Origin of the sequence: Delftia sp. Lp-1, assembly GCF_020523835.1 — a bacterium.
Classification (GTDB): domain Bacteria; phylum Pseudomonadota; class Gammaproteobacteria; order Burkholderiales; family Burkholderiaceae_C; genus Comamonas; species Comamonas acidovorans.
Genome location: NZ_JAJALJ010000001.1, coordinates 1,614,287 through 1,629,986 on the forward strand (window position 1 = coordinate 1,614,287; position 15,700 = coordinate 1,629,986).

At 61.4% G+C, this 15,700-nt stretch carries 18 protein-coding genes and 1 pseudogene; 14 read left to right on the forward strand and 5 right to left on the reverse strand.

Translation table 11 applies throughout. The features are described from left to right. Nucleotides 1-7: 7 nt before the first annotated feature. From LGR64_RS07040 to LGR64_RS07085, 10 genes and pseudogenes are all read left to right on the forward strand, one after another. Entirely contained in the window at nucleotides 8-4,984 is a 4,977-nt protein-coding gene (locus tag LGR64_RS07040) for a tape measure protein (RefSeq protein ID WP_230355142.1), read from the forward strand. Then, nucleotides 4,981-5,931 (forward strand): hypothetical protein, encoded by a 951-nt coding sequence (locus tag LGR64_RS07045; protein WP_230355143.1) that lies wholly within the window; start codon nucleotides 4,981-4,983, stop codon nucleotides 5,929-5,931. Before LGR64_RS07040 ends, LGR64_RS07045 begins: the two co-directional genes overlap by 4 nt. Next, nucleotides 5,928-7,124: a hypothetical protein gene (locus tag LGR64_RS07050; RefSeq protein ID WP_230355144.1), complete on the forward strand. Its 1,197-nt coding sequence runs from the start codon at nucleotides 5,928-5,930 to the stop codon at nucleotides 7,122-7,124. The genes LGR64_RS07045 and LGR64_RS07050 overlap by 4 nt, the downstream gene beginning before the upstream one ends. A 718-nt stretch (nucleotides 7,125-7,842) precedes the next feature. Then, nucleotides 7,843-8,355, forward strand: coding sequence for a hypothetical protein (locus LGR64_RS07055; RefSeq protein ID WP_230355145.1), 513 nt, complete (start codon nucleotides 7,843-7,845; stop codon nucleotides 8,353-8,355). 8 nt (nucleotides 8,356-8,363) lie between these two features. Beyond that, a complete protein-coding gene (locus LGR64_RS07060) occupies nucleotides 8,364-8,666 on the forward strand; it encodes a hypothetical protein (protein WP_230355146.1) in 303 nt (100 codons plus the stop codon). Then, entirely contained in the window at nucleotides 8,663-9,274 is a 612-nt protein-coding gene (locus LGR64_RS07065) for a lysozyme (protein WP_230355147.1), read from the forward strand. Before LGR64_RS07060 ends, LGR64_RS07065 begins: the two co-directional genes overlap by 4 nt. Continuing rightward, nucleotides 9,271-9,780, forward strand: a complete 510-nt coding sequence (locus tag LGR64_RS07070; RefSeq protein ID WP_230355148.1) for a hypothetical protein — start codon at nucleotides 9,271-9,273, stop codon at nucleotides 9,778-9,780. The genes LGR64_RS07065 and LGR64_RS07070 overlap by 4 nt, the downstream gene beginning before the upstream one ends. Before the next feature lie 45 nt (nucleotides 9,781-9,825). Then, entirely contained in the window at nucleotides 9,826-10,680 is an 855-nt protein-coding gene (locus LGR64_RS07075) for a hypothetical protein (protein ID WP_230355149.1), read from the forward strand. Between the two features lie 57 nt (nucleotides 10,681-10,737). Then, the gene (locus tag LGR64_RS07080) at nucleotides 10,738-11,628 is read left to right on the forward strand and encodes a hypothetical protein (protein WP_230355150.1); all 891 of its coding nucleotides are present in this window, start codon (nucleotides 10,738-10,740) and stop codon (nucleotides 11,626-11,628) included. Nucleotides 11,629-11,650: 22 nt separating this feature from the next. Continuing rightward, nucleotides 11,651-11,830, forward strand: a pseudogene (locus tag LGR64_RS07085) (DUF2514 family protein); the annotation flags it as partial. Nucleotides 11,831-11,899: 69 nt separating this feature from the next. Here LGR64_RS07085 and LGR64_RS07090 read toward each other — a convergent pair. Then, nucleotides 11,900-12,103, reverse strand: a complete 204-nt coding sequence (locus tag LGR64_RS07090; RefSeq protein ID WP_017406852.1) for a hypothetical protein — start codon at nucleotides 12,101-12,103, stop codon at nucleotides 11,900-11,902. A gap of 155 nt (nucleotides 12,104-12,258) precedes the next feature. Here LGR64_RS07090 and LGR64_RS07095 point away from each other — a divergent pair, with 155 nt between their 5' ends. The 3 genes from LGR64_RS07095 to LGR64_RS07105 are packed head-to-tail and all read left to right on the forward strand — an operon-like array spanning nucleotide 12,259 to nucleotide 13,934. Continuing rightward, on the forward strand, nucleotides 12,259-12,867 hold the full coding sequence (locus LGR64_RS07095) for a hypothetical protein (RefSeq protein ID WP_141831182.1): 609 nt from the start codon (nucleotides 12,259-12,261) through the stop codon (nucleotides 12,865-12,867). Beyond that, nucleotides 12,867-13,460, forward strand: a complete 594-nt coding sequence (locus LGR64_RS07100; RefSeq protein WP_141831184.1) for a cysteine hydrolase family protein — start codon at nucleotides 12,867-12,869, stop codon at nucleotides 13,458-13,460. Before LGR64_RS07095 ends, LGR64_RS07100 begins: the two co-directional genes overlap by 1 nt. A gap of 12 nt (nucleotides 13,461-13,472) precedes the next feature. Beyond that, nucleotides 13,473-13,934 (forward strand): DUF421 domain-containing protein, encoded by a 462-nt coding sequence (locus LGR64_RS07105; protein ID WP_013802139.1) that lies wholly within the window; start codon nucleotides 13,473-13,475, stop codon nucleotides 13,932-13,934. Between the two features lie 9 nt (nucleotides 13,935-13,943). On the opposite strand, the gene LGR64_RS07110 is transcribed toward LGR64_RS07105, so the two are convergent. From LGR64_RS07110 to LGR64_RS07125, 4 genes are read right to left on the reverse strand one after another with little or no spacing between them, the layout of a single operon-like run. Then, nucleotides 13,944-14,153: a hypothetical protein gene (locus LGR64_RS07110; RefSeq protein ID WP_013802140.1), complete on the reverse strand. Its 210-nt coding sequence runs from the start codon at nucleotides 14,151-14,153 to the stop codon at nucleotides 13,944-13,946. Nucleotides 14,154-14,158: 5 nt separating this feature from the next. Then, nucleotides 14,159-14,401 carry a hypothetical protein gene (locus tag LGR64_RS07115; RefSeq protein ID WP_230355151.1) on the reverse strand — a complete coding sequence of 81 codons (243 nt, stop codon included), beginning with the start codon at nucleotides 14,399-14,401 and terminating at the stop codon, nucleotides 14,159-14,161. A gap of 8 nt (nucleotides 14,402-14,409) precedes the next feature. Beyond that, nucleotides 14,410-14,619, reverse strand: a complete 210-nt coding sequence (locus LGR64_RS07120) for a hypothetical protein (protein ID WP_141831188.1) — start codon at nucleotides 14,617-14,619, stop codon at nucleotides 14,410-14,412. A 16-nt stretch (nucleotides 14,620-14,635) separates the two neighbouring features. Next, on the reverse strand, nucleotides 14,636-14,914 hold the full coding sequence (locus tag LGR64_RS07125; RefSeq protein ID WP_230355152.1) for a hypothetical protein: 279 nt from the start codon (nucleotides 14,912-14,914) through the stop codon (nucleotides 14,636-14,638). Nucleotides 14,915-15,012: 98 nt separating this feature from the next. On the opposite strand from LGR64_RS07125, the gene LGR64_RS07130 reads away from it, so the two are divergent. Further along, nucleotides 15,013-15,666 carry an SOS response-associated peptidase family protein gene (locus tag LGR64_RS07130; protein WP_268868990.1) on the forward strand — a complete coding sequence of 218 codons (654 nt, stop codon included), beginning with the start codon at nucleotides 15,013-15,015 and terminating at the stop codon, nucleotides 15,664-15,666. Nucleotides 15,667-15,700: the final 34 nt, after the last annotated feature.

Consider the following 15,700-nt stretch of genomic DNA (forward strand, 5'->3'; position numbering starts at 1 on the left):
GGGCTGCATGATCGGCTCCAGCAACATCAACTACCTGCGGTTCCTGATCACGGGCGACAGCTCGCAGCTGCAGGCCGAGGTGGAGAAGTCCAAGCGCACCGTCACGGGCATGGTCGATGGCATGGCCGGCTCGCTGGGGCGCCTGGGCACGCTCCTCGGCGGCGTGTTTGCTGGCGTGTCGGTCACGGCGTTCGTCGGCAAGCTGGTATCGGTGCAGCGCGAATTCGACGTGCTCAACAGCTCGCTGGTCACGGTCACGGGCAGTGCCCAGGCCGCTGGCCGGGAGATGGCCTGGATCAAGACCTTTGCCAAGGACACGCCCTATGGGCTGGCCCAGGCCACCGAGGCTTTCGTGAAGATGAAGGCCTTGGGCCTTGATCCCACCCAGGCCAAGCTCACCAGTTTCGGCAATACGGCCGCTGGCATGGGCAAGAGCCTCATGCAGATGATCGAGGCCGTGGCCGATGCGGCCACGGGCGAATTCGAGCGCCTGAAGGAATTCGGCATCAAGGCGTCCAAGCAGGGCGACATGGTGGCGTTCACGTTCCAGGGCGTCACCACCCGCGTGAAGAATTCGGCGAAGGACATCACCGACTATCTGGAGAACATCGGCAACACCGCCTTCGGCGGTGCCATGGAGCAGCGTGCCAAGACCCTGGACGGCGCCATTGCTGCCCTGGGTGACTCCTGGGACGAACTGTTCCGCACCATCAACGAAAGCACGGGGTTCTCTGAGAAGGCAGCCGGCGGCGTGCGTCTGGTCACGGACGCCATCGATGGGCTGGGCAAGATGGTCGAGAACCACCAGGGTGTGGTGATGACCTTCCTGGGTGCTGCAGGCGGCGCGGCCGCAGCGGCGGGCCTGGTGGCCGTGGCTGGGGCCATCGGCGTGGTCAAGGGGGCCATCGTCACGCTGGCGGCCGTGCTGGCTGCAAATCCCGTGACGCTTGCGCTGCTGGGTGTTGGCGTGGTGGCGGGTGCCGGCGTGGCAGCGGTCAGCATGTACGCCAAGACGGCTGCGGGCATCGAGGACGCGATTGCCACCTTGCGCGTCGAGAACGAGCGTTCCGAGGCCGCCATGGCGCGCGCCGTGGCGGGTGGCCGCACGGCTGGCGCGGACAACATCGCCAAGACCATCGAGGCACGCAAGGACCAGATCGCCAAGCTGCGCGCCGAGCTGGGCATGCTCAACGCCAGCAGCAAGGGCGCTGGCGGCGGGCGTGGCTCCGTCAATCCGCCTACCGCTGCAGAGGCTGCCGCCAAGAAGGCCCAGGAAGATGCGGACGCTGACCAGGCTCTGCTGGAGATCCGCCAGAAGCTCTACGGCGTCAACAAGGACTACCTGCCGCAGCTGCAAAAACTCAACGAGCTGCGCCAGGCCGGCCGCATCACAGAGGCTGCCTATGTCGAGCTGGTCAGCAAGCTGGCCAAGGAAAACTACAAGGAAGACGAATCGGCCAAGGCCCGTGCCAGCTCGACCAAGCAGCTGCACACGGCCTATGGCAACCTGGTCGATTCCATCGAGGAAAAGATTGCCGCCCAGCGCCTGGAGATCTCCGGCGGGGAGAAGCTGGGCGAGGCCGACAAGCTGCGCATCAAGTACTCGCAGGATCTGCTGGGCTCGCTCAAGGGGCTCAATGCCGGCGAGCGCGCCAACATCGAAGCCAAGCTCAAGACGCTCAAGACGCTGGAGAAGGAAAACGAGGCCAGGCAGAAGGCCCTGAAGCTGGCCGAGGAAGAGCGCAAGTACCGCCAGGAGTGGATGACCACCCAGGGCAAGACAGTCGAGGAGCTGACGGCCAGCAACCAGGCGCTGCGCGACGAGATCGAGCTGATCGGCCTGAGCGCCGAGCAGCAGCGCGTGGTCATCGAGCAGCGGCAGATGGCCATCATCCTGAGCAAGGAGCAGCAGCTGGCCGAGATGGAGCGCTCCGCTGCGCTCACCGGCACCATGACTATGGAGCATGCGCTGCTCCAGCAGGAAATCGAGCTGCTGCGCGAGCGTCTGGGCCTGACCTCAGCGAAGGCCTCGCGTGAAGCCTCTGCAGAGGCTGCCAAGGCCAGCACCTCGGAGTGGCAGAAGGGTGTGGATCAGATCGGGCAGAGCCTGGCTGACCAGCTGATGCAGGGCGGACTTTCCTTCGGCCAGTACCTCAAGAATCTTGCGCGCACGCTCATTTTCAAGCCGCTGATTCAGGCAACGGTCCAGATCGCTGGCGGTGCCCTGGGCAGTTTGTTTGGCGCACCTGCTGCGGCTGGCCAGAGCGGCGGCGCTGGCATGGGCATGCTCAACAACCTGGGCACGCTGGGTGCAGGTGCCCAGGCAATGTGGGGCTTTATGCCTGGTGCCTCGGCTGCCAGCCTTGCTGGTGCCAATGCCGTGGGCCTGGCCGGCGGCGATGCCCTTGGCGCACTGATCGCTGGCAATGGCAGCTGGGCCGGTGTCGGCAGCAGCTTTGGCTCCTTGATGAGCGGTCTGGGGGCTGCCATGCCCTGGATTGCGGGTGCCATCGCCATTTTCTCGCTGCTCAAGGGTGGCCTGTTTGGTTCGCGTGGTGCCAACCACGTTGGCGCGGCCTACAGCACCACGGGCGCGGGCAATGACAAGGCAGCCGAGATGCTGTTCGATCGTGCTGGCGGTGACTGGTATGACGATCTGACCAAGCGCCACAACGCCGATCTTGAGAAGCAACTGGGCACCACCGTTGATTCGCTGTCCGATGTCTATAAGCGTCTCGCGCGCTATGCCGTTGACAGTGCCAAGCAGATCGATATCGTCGCGGGCTTCGCATCCAATCCGAAGTACGGCGACGAGGATTCCTACGGCTATTTCAAGCTGATCGACAAGGTGACCGGCGAGGTCCTGAGCAGCTACACCAAGCGCGATGGCGCGCTTGGTACGGACCCCACCAAGGCCTATGCCCAGTTCATTGCCGACATGGGCGGATCGCTGATCGAGCAGCTGAAAAAGGCCGATATCCCCAGCTGGATGCGCAATGTCTTCGATGACATGGGCGAAGACATCACGCTGGAGAGCTTCAACGCTGCAATGCAGACCGTGGAGTTGACGGGCGCGGCCATTGAGGGCTGGACCCGCAACATCACCAATTTCGGCAAGTTGGGTGACGAAGCCATTGCCAAGCTCATCAAGAGCGCGGGGGGCGTCCAGGACCTGATCACCGGCATGGATGCGTTCTACACCAGCTTCTATTCAGAGCGGGAGCGCATCGAGAACGCGGCCAAGGCCGTGGACAAGGCGCTGGCCGACCTCAAGATCGACATCGATCCGCGCATGGGCCAGGACGCCAAGGCCAAATTTCGCAAGCTCATCGAGGACGCCATGGCGGCCGGCGACGTGGAGCTGCTGTCCAAGCTCATCCCGCTGGCCCAGGAATTCGGGGCCGTTGCAGATGCTGCCGGCCAGGTGCTGGACACGCTCAAGAGCGACCGCCGGCAGCTGGAAGCCGAGTACCTGCGCGCCACGGGCCAGACCGACAAGTACCGCGAGGCTCTGCGCAAGCTGGCCACCGAGGGCATGAGCGAAGCCGAGCGCGCCGCCTGGGACTACAACCAGGCGCTGCGCGAAGAGATCGCCCGCGTGGACCAGCGCACCGACCTGGAGCGCAAGCTGCTGGAGATGCAGGGCAACACGGCGGAACTGCGCCGCCTGGAACTGGCCGCGCTGGACCCCAGCAACCGCGCCCTGCAGGAGCGCATCTGGGCCATCGAGGACGAACGCGCCGCACAGGTGGCAGCCAAGGAAGCGCAATCGGCTGCCTACGACCTGTTCAGCCGCGCCGTGAACCGTGACCGCGAACTGTTGCAGCAGCGCGTGAGCAGCGTGGAGGAATCCATCTCGGCCATCACGGCGGCCGTGGGGCAATTGAAGGGCGCTGCGACGGATCTCTATGGCACCGTGGACAGCGCCACTCAGTGGATGGCTGCGCGCGGCATGGTCTACATAGAGGAGGCCTTGCAGGGGGTGCGTGCGGGCCGCAAGGTCTCTGACTACGCCGATCTGGGCTCGGCCATCCAGGCCACGCGCTCAGGCCTGACTGGCGGTGTCTACGCCACCGACTTCGAGCGCCGCCGTGACGCCCTGGTGTGGGCGGGCAAGTTCGCGGAGCTGGGTGAGCTGGGTGAATCGCAGCTGAGCATCGAGGAACGGTCCCTCAAGGCCCTGCAGTCGCAGATAGAAGGCCTCGATGCCCTGGCCAAGCGCGCCGACGAGCTGGTCAACGGCACCACCATGCTCACCGGCACGGTGCAGGGCTATTTCGAGAAGCTGCTGGCCACCTTGGGCAAGGATGCCGGGGCGAACACGCCCGGCACCAAGCCGGGCGCCGGCGCCAACGATGGTGGCGCGGTCTGGGGGCCAGGCGGTGGCGGGCAGCCGGACACTGTGGATTCCAAGTATCTGCGGCCTCGCAGCGATGGTTCTGGTGGCACCTGGTATGAGCCCGTGGTTGAGCCGGGTACGGTCAACAAGCTGGATGGCCTGTTTGACAAGTACCACAGCTATGACGGCACGGGCGACCTGGCCGGGCTCATGCGCTCCATGCAAAGCGCTGGTGCAACGCTGTCCGACATGGAAGCGCTGTCGGGGCTGTATGCCCGGGACTGGGCCGAAGTCGAGCGCATCACCGGCATCAAGCTCCCCGCATTCGCTAGCGGCGGCATGCACGCGGGCGGCCTGCGTGTGGTGGGCGAGCGCGGCTGGGAAGTTGAGGCCACCGGGCCGGCCCGCTACTGGAACCAGCATCAGCTCAGCCAAGCCATGCGCGGGGGCGGTGAGGGCATTGACACCGCAGCTCTGATTGCCGCCCTGCTGGCGGAGGTCAGCGCCCTGCGCGGCGAGGTGGCGGGCCTGCGTGCTCCTGCAGAGGCCACTGCGCGCAACACAGCGCCAATGCCCGAGATGGCCGAACAGTTCGACCGCGTCACCAACGGCGGCAACGCCATGCGTGGGAAGGCAATCGCATGAACATCCTTGTGCCCAAGACCATCACGCCGGAAATGTTCATGGCCGGCACCACCATTCCCGAGGTCGATGCCGCCGTTGGCGAGGTTGCCTGGGTCAGCGGCGTTGACGTCGCGCTGGGCGTGCGCCGTGTCTGGAAGGGCTACACGTACGAATGCGTCAAGGCCGTGGCCGGTGCGCCCGCTAACACCTACGAGCCGGGCACGCCCAATGCCGCCACATTCTGGGAGCGGGATGAGGGCGCACCAACCAACCGCATGGCGCCGTTCGACAAGTACCTCTTCACCAAAGCGCGCCGGGCCACTTCGCTGACCTATGTGCTGCGGCCTGGTTTCGTCAACGGCCTGGCCCTGTACGGCCTGGAGGCCGACAAGCTGACTATCACCGTCCGGGCTGATGGAGTGGACTTGGTGCCGCCCGTCAATGCGCAGCTGTGGGAGCAGGCGTTCGGCGAATGGGAATACCTGTTTGGCGACCTGCAACGCGGCACATATTTCGTCCTCAAGGATCTGCCCATTCACCCGGGCATGGAAATCACCATCACCGTGGCGCGAAACAACGCCGGGGTGGAGGCGGCCGTGGGCTTTATCAGCGTGGGCAATTGGAAGCAGCTTTTGCTGCCTGGCCGCGAGCGCATGGGCGGCGCGCAGTACGGCGTCGAAGCCAGCACGCGCGACTACTCCTATGTCGATGACCGCAAGGACGGCACTTACACCGAGGTCCAGGGGCGGCTGGCCACCAACATCAATCTGAGTTGCGTCATCGACGCAGTGCAGGCGCCTGCAGCCAAGACGCTGCTGGACCAGATCCTGGGCAAGGCCGTGGCCATTGAGGTTAGCGACCTGCCGCGCTACGGGCACCTGGCCACGGTAGGGAAGGTCACCGGCACCGTGCGCTCAACCGATTGGACTTCGGCCCAGGTGGACCTGCAAATCAAAGGCAACGTATGACCGACATCGTCAACATCCCAGACCTGCTGCCCATTTCGCAGTATCCCGCGCTCGGCAGCGCCAATTTTAATCAGGAGGCATACAACTACGCCACCAGCGTGCCGCCCGCCGTCTCGCGCATGCGGGAGGTTGCCGTGGCCTGCCGAACCTGCGCCATCGCTGCGCGGGAGCAAGCAGACGCGGCGATGGGCTACCGCAATCAGGCGGCAAATTCCGCTGCAGCGGCCGAGGCTGCGAAAGCGATTGCGCAGGCTGCGGCCTCATCGGCAGAGACGTTCAAGAATCAAGCCCAGAGCGCTGCAGCATCAGCAGCCGCCAGCGCGCAGGCGGTTGACCAGTACATGCTCGGCCCCAAGACAGTTCCGCCGACCACGGACAACCAGGGCGGGGCCATCAAGCTGGGCGCGATGTATATCAACGTCGGCACCGATCCCAATCTCAACAATCGTTGGTTCTGGTGGGGTGGCAACGTCCTGAGGTGGGTGCCTGGCGTTGGGGATTTGCCTGCGACGTTCATGCCGCGCGGGGGCGGGATCTTTACAGGGCATATTGAGGTCCCGCAGGGTGCCACTGGCAACCAGGCGCCGCGCGCCAGTGAAGTAGTGAGCCGAAAGATCACTTATGCCGGCATTGGCGCAAACATGAACACCCTGCCGCTTGTAAATGGCGTGTGGTCGGGGCGAGATTGGGTTAATGCGCCATCTACAGCGTCTCCTTGGTGGTACGTCGACCAAATCGTGCATGAGGAAAACTATGCAACGCAGTCTGCCTGGGGGCTGACTGATGCGACTCCTAAATATTTTCGAATCCAAGTCGGTGGTGTTTGGCAGGCCTGGCGTAGATTTCTAGATGAATTTACCTTCATGGAGCGTACCAAGGTTGTAAACATTCCAGCCGGTACAGCAAGCTACACCCCTCTTCAGTCTGAAGCTAGCATCCATCAAATCACTATTAATGGGCCTATAGCAATTAATATGGATGCCCAGCGACAACTGGGAGATCAAGTAACACTCAGGATAACCAGTGCAGGCGGTGTAAGGCCTATAACGTTCTCGTCTAATGTAGCCCTTCCCAGCAGTGGATCAGGGCTCATGCCATTTCCAAGCTATACCACAGGACAGACCGTCACCATTACACTGGTGTGCACGCGACCTGCATATTGGGATGCATTCTACGCAGGAGTTCACACATGAGTGCGCGGTGGCTTATGTCTTCTGGCGCAAGACCCGTTCGTGTGACCATATCATTATCTGTTCGCACACCGAATATCGCTGCTCTAGCCGCTGCTGCAGGGTGGACTACTGGTGGTCAGATAGAGCTCGTCATAAATTCTGGAGTCGATGTTGCGACATTGCAGATATCTGGAATTCCCGACGACTCGCTGCACATTATCAATAACGGCCGAATTGGTGGCGTCCAATCAAATGGTGGGGTAGGCGGCACCGGGCTATACACGCGCATCCGAATCCGGGTCACTAACAACGGCACGATCTTCGGCGGTGGTGGGCATGGTGGCGTGGGCGGTACTGCAAGTTGGAGCTACGCAAGTTCGAGCGGGGTAGGCATTGGAGGTTCAGGTGGAAATGGGGCCGGTTTCTCGCTCTCGGGCACGGTGACCTTTATCAATCGGAACACGAGCCCAGCGCCTGGGGGCGGCTCTTACTCCGCATATGACGGCGCCACATTTCCGGGAGATACCCCGCCCTGGGCCAGTGGCGGCAGCGGCGCCTCGGGCGGCGACATTGGAGTCGCTGGAGGAGCAGGCGCAGCTGCGTCGAGCGGGGGCACTGGTGCTGGTGTGCCTGGCAACGGATCTGCTGGCGCACTCGCTGGCTATTACGTTGATGGCAGCGCATACGTCACCTGGCTCGCAACGGGCACGAGGCTCGGCCGCGTTATTTGAGGATCAACATGTACATCAATACTGAAACCGGGCAATACCCACTGAGCGTGTCGCAGATCCAGGAACTGCACCCGCGCACGATGGCGGCGCATCATTTGGAGTGCTATGCGCTGGTAGAGCCATCGGACACGCCCGCATACGACGCGGACACGCATAAGCCAGCCGAGATCGAGCCCGTGGAAATCGATGGCGTTTGGCGGCAGCAGTGGTCTGTAGTACCTCTGTCCGAAGAGGAGTTGGCCGAGTTGCAGCGTCTACGCGATGAGGCTGCAGCCGCGCTGATCCCGAAGTCCTGCACGCGACGCCAGGGGCGTCTTGCCCTCCTTGCATTCGGGATGCTCGATGAAGCCGAGACGGCCATTGCCGCGATCACGGACCCGGTGCAAAAGCGGGAGGCAGAAATAGAGTACGAGGCTGACACCTGGGAGCGTGGTAACCCGTTTCTCTCTGGTCTGTGGACCCAGCTTGGTGGCACTCCCCAATCCCTGGACGAGGCCTTTGTTTTGGCGGTCACGCTCTAGGAGTGCCCATGCAGGACGACTACGGAAACGCAATCACTCCGAACACGGCGCGGACCATCAATGCACGGCTGGACGAGGGTGACGCGCGCATGACGCGCATTGAGGCAGAGCTGCGCGCGAACACCAAGGCCACGGAAAAGGTCCGTGTCAACACGGCCGAAATGGTGGAGTTTTTCGCTGCCGCGCAGGGGGCTTTCAAGGTCCTGAACTGGATCGGCAAGGTGGCAAAGCCCATCACATACATCGTGATGATGGCCAGTGCTGGCTTGGCTTTCTGGAAGGCGCTGACCATTGGCGGAGGTGGCCGATGAACGAGACTTTGCGCAATCGCCTTTTGGCCACGGCCGCCGGCTTGGCTGTTACGGCTGCTGGCGGATATGTCGCCACCCAGGAGGCCGGGCCCAGCCCTGCAGTGACCCTGGCCCGCGAGATCGGGCTGCACTACGAAAGCAGCGGCCGGCACATCGGCACGCCCTACATCGACCGCCTGGGCAAGGGGCAGCCGCTGACCGTCTGCGCGGGCGTCACAGGCCCCGAAGTTGTGGCGGGGCGCTACTACAGTCCCGAGGACTGCGAGCGCCTGGAGCGTCCCAAATACCGCGAGGCTGAGCGCTTGGCGCGTCGCGCGCTGCGGCACTGGGACACCTACAACGTGTGGGTGCGGGCCAGCTTTATCGACATGGCCTACAACGTGCCCTCGGCACTCGCCGCAGACACCACGGTCATGCGCTTGGCCAACGCCGGCCAGCTCGATGCTGCATGCCAGCAGATGCCGCGATGGGTCTACGGCACCGTGAACGGCGTGCCCACTTGGCTGCCAGGCCTTGTTGATCGCCGCGATGCCACGAGCGAGCTATGTGCGCAGTGGGGCAGGGGCGGGCATTTCAGCGATGGCCTGTTGGCGAGGGCTTCGCAATGATCAGCCCAATTTCAACTCATTTGGCTGCGGCCACTGCAGCGCTTGCGATTGGTGCTGGCGGAGCCTGGTGGACCCAGGGCCAGCGCTATGGCCTGCAGCTGGAGCAGTTGCGGCATCAACAGACCACCGCCGAATTGACCAGCACAAAGCAGGCCGCGCACGACATGGCCGGATTCCAGAAGGGACTGACAGATGCACTCGCCAACTTCCAGGCCACAGGCCAGCGCAATGCGGCCGCTCAACAGAATCTTGACCGCAGCCTGCGCGAGCTGCGCACTGCTACTGCAGGCATGCGGGGCGACTTTGCCGGCCTCCCCGAGCGCATTGCCGGAGCTGCCCAGCCCGCCCTCGCTCAGTACGCCTCAACCTGCACAGCCGTACTCCAAGAGCTGGCAGACCGAGGTGGACGCATGGCAGAGCGCGGTGCAGACATCGCGCGCGCGGCTGATGGCCACGCCGCTGACGCCGCGCTGATGCGGAATGCATGGCCTAAGGCGTCGCGTTGAACTCGGTGCGCTACGATCACCAAATTACCTAAGTACGGAGATGGAATGACTGCGGCGAGCGAGTACCTGTCGAAAGAGACGCTTGAGCAAGTCTCCACTGAGAGCTTTGCCCAGAACGTGGCCAATTACCGAGCCCTTCTCATCCGATGGGGGAAAGAGGTTGATGCGGACAGCGTTGATGACAAGCGAGCTCAGCTTCTTTTCAAGGAAGCTTCAATGCTTCAGGAGATCATTCAAGGTCAAATGTCAGAGGCTAGAAGTCGTGGCGCTGCCCTCGGTGTGCCCCGGCAGGAGTTGGAGGAGGTTGTCAACATTTATGCAAATGTGTTGCGCAAACTTGTTCTCCGAGTTGCAAGTTCGCTGGACTTGTATGCTCCGGAATTACAGGGGATCATTGACGTAGTTGAGAAGCAGCCGGAAGGCTCACAACCTCAGCAGCTAAAAAGCTTGGCGGGGAAGGTGAAGATGGCAAGGGCAACTCAGGGCCAACTGATAAGTGACCCCGCTCACGCCAGTCTTGTTGCGCCCGCCTACTTGACGTTGATGAACGACATCGCTGCTCTAGTGCGAGAGATTGCACCAAGAGCATCTAGCGGTGGAGCGCCGCCACCGCCTCCGATTCTTGGCGCGCAGCCATCGGACGGCGGTGGGTCAGACCTTCCTCGTCGGGTTCAGAAATTGGAGGACAAGATGGACTCGGTAGCCGGAGACATCGCCGTCATCAAGAACACTCTGACGCGAATGGAGGAGTTCTTGAAGCACTCTGCTATGAAACCAGACATAGCTAAGGTGGAAGAGCGCTTGATGCACACCCCTACAAAGGCTGAAATGTATATCGCTGGAGGCGCCGCTGTTGTGGCAGTCATTGGCCTGATGGCAAAGGGATTCGGGTGGTTGTAGTCGATCGATTGTAATATTGAGAATTTCTGCTGGTAAATATATACTTTGGAGGTGAACTTGGTTGATGTAAAAGCGATTCAGTCTGCAGCGGATGCTGAGATTACACCATTTGTCGAATTCCTCGAAAGCATTCCTCCAGGATCTGAGTTGAATGTCTCCGATCTAGGGAAGCCTCTAAAAAACATTGCAGGACAGCACGTTGGGTATAGATTTTCAGCTCCAGATATTCAGCTGCATTGTTCTCACAATTCTTGCAATGGTAATAGATTTTTTCGTTGCACCAATGGTGAAATCAATATGGATAGCGCGGAGCCGCGACTTGCATATGTTCGTTATGTTTGCTCTAATTGCCGAGACGTTGAAAAGATTTTTTCAATCAGGATTGTTTTGAATAGAAATTCGACCGCCGGAAAAGCCTACAAATTTGGTGAGATACCTAATTTTGGGCCGTCAGTGCCAAGTCGACTAATGAAATTAGTTGGACCTGAAAGAGATCTTTTTCTTAAGGGGCGCAGATGCGAGAATCAAGGTCTTGGCGTTGGGGCATTTGTGTATTATCGCAGAGTTGTTGAGAGTCAGAAAAATAGAATTTTAGATGAGATAATAAAAGTTTCCAGAAAACTAAATTCTCCGGAGCCTGCTATTGAAAAACTCGAGGCCGCTAAGAAAGAGTCTAGATTTACCCAGGCGTTGAAAGATGTAAAAGATGCGGTGCCTCAAGCGCTATTGATTAACGGGGTTAATCCTCTCTTGCTTTTGCATTCAGCGCTAAGTGATGGTTTGCATGAACGCACTGATGAGCATTGTCTGGAGGTGGCGACTAGTGTGCGTGTAGTGCTCGCAGAGCTTGCTGAGAGACTATCTCAAGCTCTCAAGGATGAGGTTGAGTTGACGCGTGCGATTGCTAGGCTGATGAGCCCTGCGAGCAATTCTGATTCGGCCAGTTAGTCAGCTTAAGGAGGTAGATTTTGCCGCTGCCGGACAGTGCGCGCCAGACACCAGCGCCCTCGATCTGCTCGCCGAGCTGCAGCGCCGCGCTGATGCGCGAGCGGGAGAGCTGGCGCGCATTGCTGACGATGCCCGGGGCCGGGGCAGTGCCTGTGAGCGAGCCTACAACGCCGGCAGCGCGATGACCGAGGCGGCGTGGTAGGTGCGGCTGCTTGCCGCGCTGATGGCATGCACGCGGCCTGTCAGGCCGTAGACGCCGGGTCAGCTGGTGTTACTCGGCTTGCCTCATCGCCGCGGCGCGCGCTGCTTCTGCCGCTTCTCGAGCTTCCTTTTCGGCCTGGATGACGCGTTGCTGCGGCGTCATTGATGCGCCGTCGTAGCCGCCTGTGGCGCGTTCACCGATCTGTATGTGGGAAATCCGAGACGCTCCGTAGAACAGGGCTGCAGCGATGATCAGTAGCACGATGAATCTCATGCAGCCATTGTGCCGTCCGCCCATCATAATTTGACGGTCTTGGACGTACACGTAACTTTCGAGAAGCACTACATACCCTTCAGTTGCTGCTTACGCGCAAAGTGCCAAGGTTGGCCGACCATCGCCGGACCGCAACTGAAAACCGGAGTGGGCAAATGGCTAAACCACGATATGACGATTCTCAACTCAGAGATCTGTTGCTGCAGATGATGGAAACGGAACTCGGAGGTGAGCAGGTGTATAGAACTGCTCTGACCTGTGCCCTGAACGATGACCTTAAAAAGGAATGGGAAGAGTATCTCGAAGAGACGCTCAGTCACCAGAACGTGGTGCGAACCACATGTGAACTGTTGGGAGTCAACCCGGACGAAGCTTCGCCTTCCCGTGATGTTGTGAAGCACATAGGATCATCGCTGGTGAAGGCGATGGAGTTGGCTCTCAGGGGTGGTAGTGCGGCCGCTGCGCAACTCGTGGCGTGCGAGTGCGTGGTTCACGCTGAGACCAAGGACCACGCCAACTGGGAGCTTCTGGGCAAGGTCGCCGAGGTGGCTACAGGTGAAAAGGGCAAGGTCCTCAAGGAGGCCCACGCTCGAGTGGAAAAGGATGAAGATCATCACCTGTATCACACCAAGGGTTGGTGCCGCGAGTTGTGGATCCAGAGCTTGGGTATGCCAGCAGTCCTGCCTCCCCCTGAAGAGGTCAAGCAGGTTGAAACTGCCATCGGCGCATCTCGAGCGGAGCAGCAACGCGAATCCATGCTGTGATGCCTAGGCCGAGGTGGTTAGAACCCACGCAAGTGCCTCACAGCGCGGAGGTGCTGTTGCTGGTGGATGTCATCAACCCGCTTCAGTTTCCCAATGCCGGGCCTTTGCTGCAGGAAGCGGTACGGGCTGCCCGGCGCATTGTGCGGCTCAAGGCCAGGCTTCGTGAAAAGGGCGTAGCTACGATCTACGCCAACGACAACTACGGCACTTGGCACAGCGAGTTCAGCGACATTCTGGCCGCCTGCCAGGGTTTGGCTGGCGAGCGTGGCGAGATCGCTCGGCTGCTTGCGCCCGATGCGGAGGATCTGGTGATTCTCAAGCCCCAGCATTCGGCCTTTCATTCCACGCCGCTCCTGCATCTGCTGGGCAGAATGCATGCGCGCAGGCTAGTCATCGTGGGGTTTGCTGCGGATATGTGCGTCATGCTCACGGCTACGGATGCACGCATGTCGGGCTACGAGGTCTGGGTGCCCAGCGATTGCACGGCGGCCGAGACGCCTGCGCGGCGGCAGCAGGCATTGCGGCAGTTGAGGCAGGCCTTCAAGTGTTCAGTGCGCGCTTCGGCGCGTAGCCCCTGGGCGGGGCGGAATTGAAGGGGCGTTGGTATGTGGAACCTGGACATCCATCCGTTTGAGTTGTCCGTGCGTGCGCTGGCGGTCTATGTCCTGCTGCTGCTGATGATGCGCATGACGGGGCGGCGTACCGTGGGCCAGTTCACGCCTTTCGATCTGCTGGTGGTGATGTTGGTGAGCGAGGCGGCGGGGCCCTCAATGACAGGGTCTGATCAGTCCCTGCCTGGAGGGCTGCTGGTGTGCGTGATCCTCATTGCGTTGAATACGGCCGTGGGTTTCGTGACGGCGCGCTGGCGCGGGGCGGAAAAGCTGCTGGAGGGCGAGGCGGTGCTGCTGGGGCGGGATGGAACGATCTTCGAGGGTGCGCGCAAAAGCCACCGGGTATCGCGCAACGATATCGAGAAGGCGCTGCGCGAGGCAGACTGCGAGGAATCAGAAATCCGCTGCATGTTCCTGGAGGCCGACGGATCCATTAGCGTGCAGAAAAAGCAGTAGTCGAACCTGTCAATCCTCTGGGCAGCGCTCCATGGCCCAGTCCAGGGCGGCGTCGGCCGAGTGGTGCGGTCCGTCGAATGCCCTGATGCCGCGCTCGTCATCCCAGAGGGCGCCGTCCCAGCGCCGCGCAGCAGGGAAGGGCAGGCGGCCGTAATCCACCACGACCGCATACCAGCCCGGCGCCGTGGGTGCGCCGCCCCAGGTCATGCCATCAGCCATGGCGCTCAGCCAGCAGGCTGTTCCAGTTGCTCGGCGCCGCGCCCGACCCAATGCCAGAATTGATTGCGGCCATGCGAATAGCGCTGCAACTCAAACGTGATGCGCACTCGGCCGGCAAGCAGCGTTTCAATCTCACAGGTGATGTGTTGTGGCTGGCCCCGCCCAGCCACAGGCAACAGGCGTTGTGCTGCCGACATCTCTTCACCACACACCTTGGCGATTACGCCGCGCTCAATGGGGTTTTGCATGGTAGCTCTCAGAAGGGGGCGTTTGACTGCTGCACGGACACGGGGCCGACACCGCTGTAGACCATGTCGCCGTCCGAGTCGTAGACAAGAAACCAGTCGGGATGCAGCTGTTCGATGAAATAGTCCTCCGGCTTGCCCGGCATGACTTTGACTTCGGGCGTGCCGAACCAGCGCGGCATCGTGAGCAACGTGGGGAATTCCTCGTATGTGAGCAACATGCGGCCTCCTGGGTGGTCAGTAGTCGAACTCGCAGGACCATTCCTGCGCGTGCCATGCTCTGTCGCAGCGTTCCAGTCCGCTGAACTTCATCTTTCCCGCACATGCATAGATCAGCTTGGGCTCGAACAGCTGGTTGTTGGCGCTGTCTCCAAGGATGCGCAGCACAGGGATCGTCCGGCGCTGATCAGGCAGTGCGTAGTGCTTCAGGTCCAGCTCACCCTTGATGTACTGCAACGGGCCACGGTGATACCTGCGTGCGCCCGCCTCGCGGAGGATGGTTACTTTGACTTTCATGACTGTATAAATATACAGTTATCTGGCAAAGCGAGAAAAGTTAGCATCCACTTATGTGCAATCGATATAACACCCCGCGTGAGATCGAAGTTGAGCGCATGTGGCGGGTCGGCCGACAGGCGCCACTGCCATGGTGGAAGCCGCACGTCACACCACTGGCCCTGGGGCCGTACATCAAGCCCGGTGGCGAGATTGAGGTCGGGCAGTGGGGCATGATCCCGCGCAGCTCGAAGACGCGGCGGCCAATGACTGCAGACGGCAAGCACATGTCCACCAACAACGCCCGGCGCGAGACGATCGGAAAGTCCTGGACGTTCGCGCCGGCCTGGCGCGCGGGCCAGCGCTGTTTGATCCCGGTCGAATCTTGGGTAGAGCCCTATTGGGGGCTGGTCTCGCGCAACGTGTGGTGGTCGTTCCGGCGGGCTGATGGGGAGCCGGCGGCCCTGGCCGGGCTGTACAGCGAATGGACCGATCCAGAAACAGGCGAGCTCGTCCCGAACTACACGATGATCACGCAGCCTGCGGACGGCCACCCTGTGCTGTCGCTCATGCACCGGCCCGGCAAGGAAAAGCGGGGCGTAGTGATGCTGGAGCAGCAGGACTGGGACGCCTGGCTGCACGGCACGGCCGCACAGGCTGATGCGCTGATAAAGCTGCCGCCGCTGGGAGCATTGCGGAGCGGGGCAGAGAAGCCTGAGGAGGAGGGGCTACTGCCAGCTGAGCAACTGGCCGAACTGAAGGCCGAGGGGTAGGGCGCTGGCCTGCCCTCGGCGATGTTGATTTTTC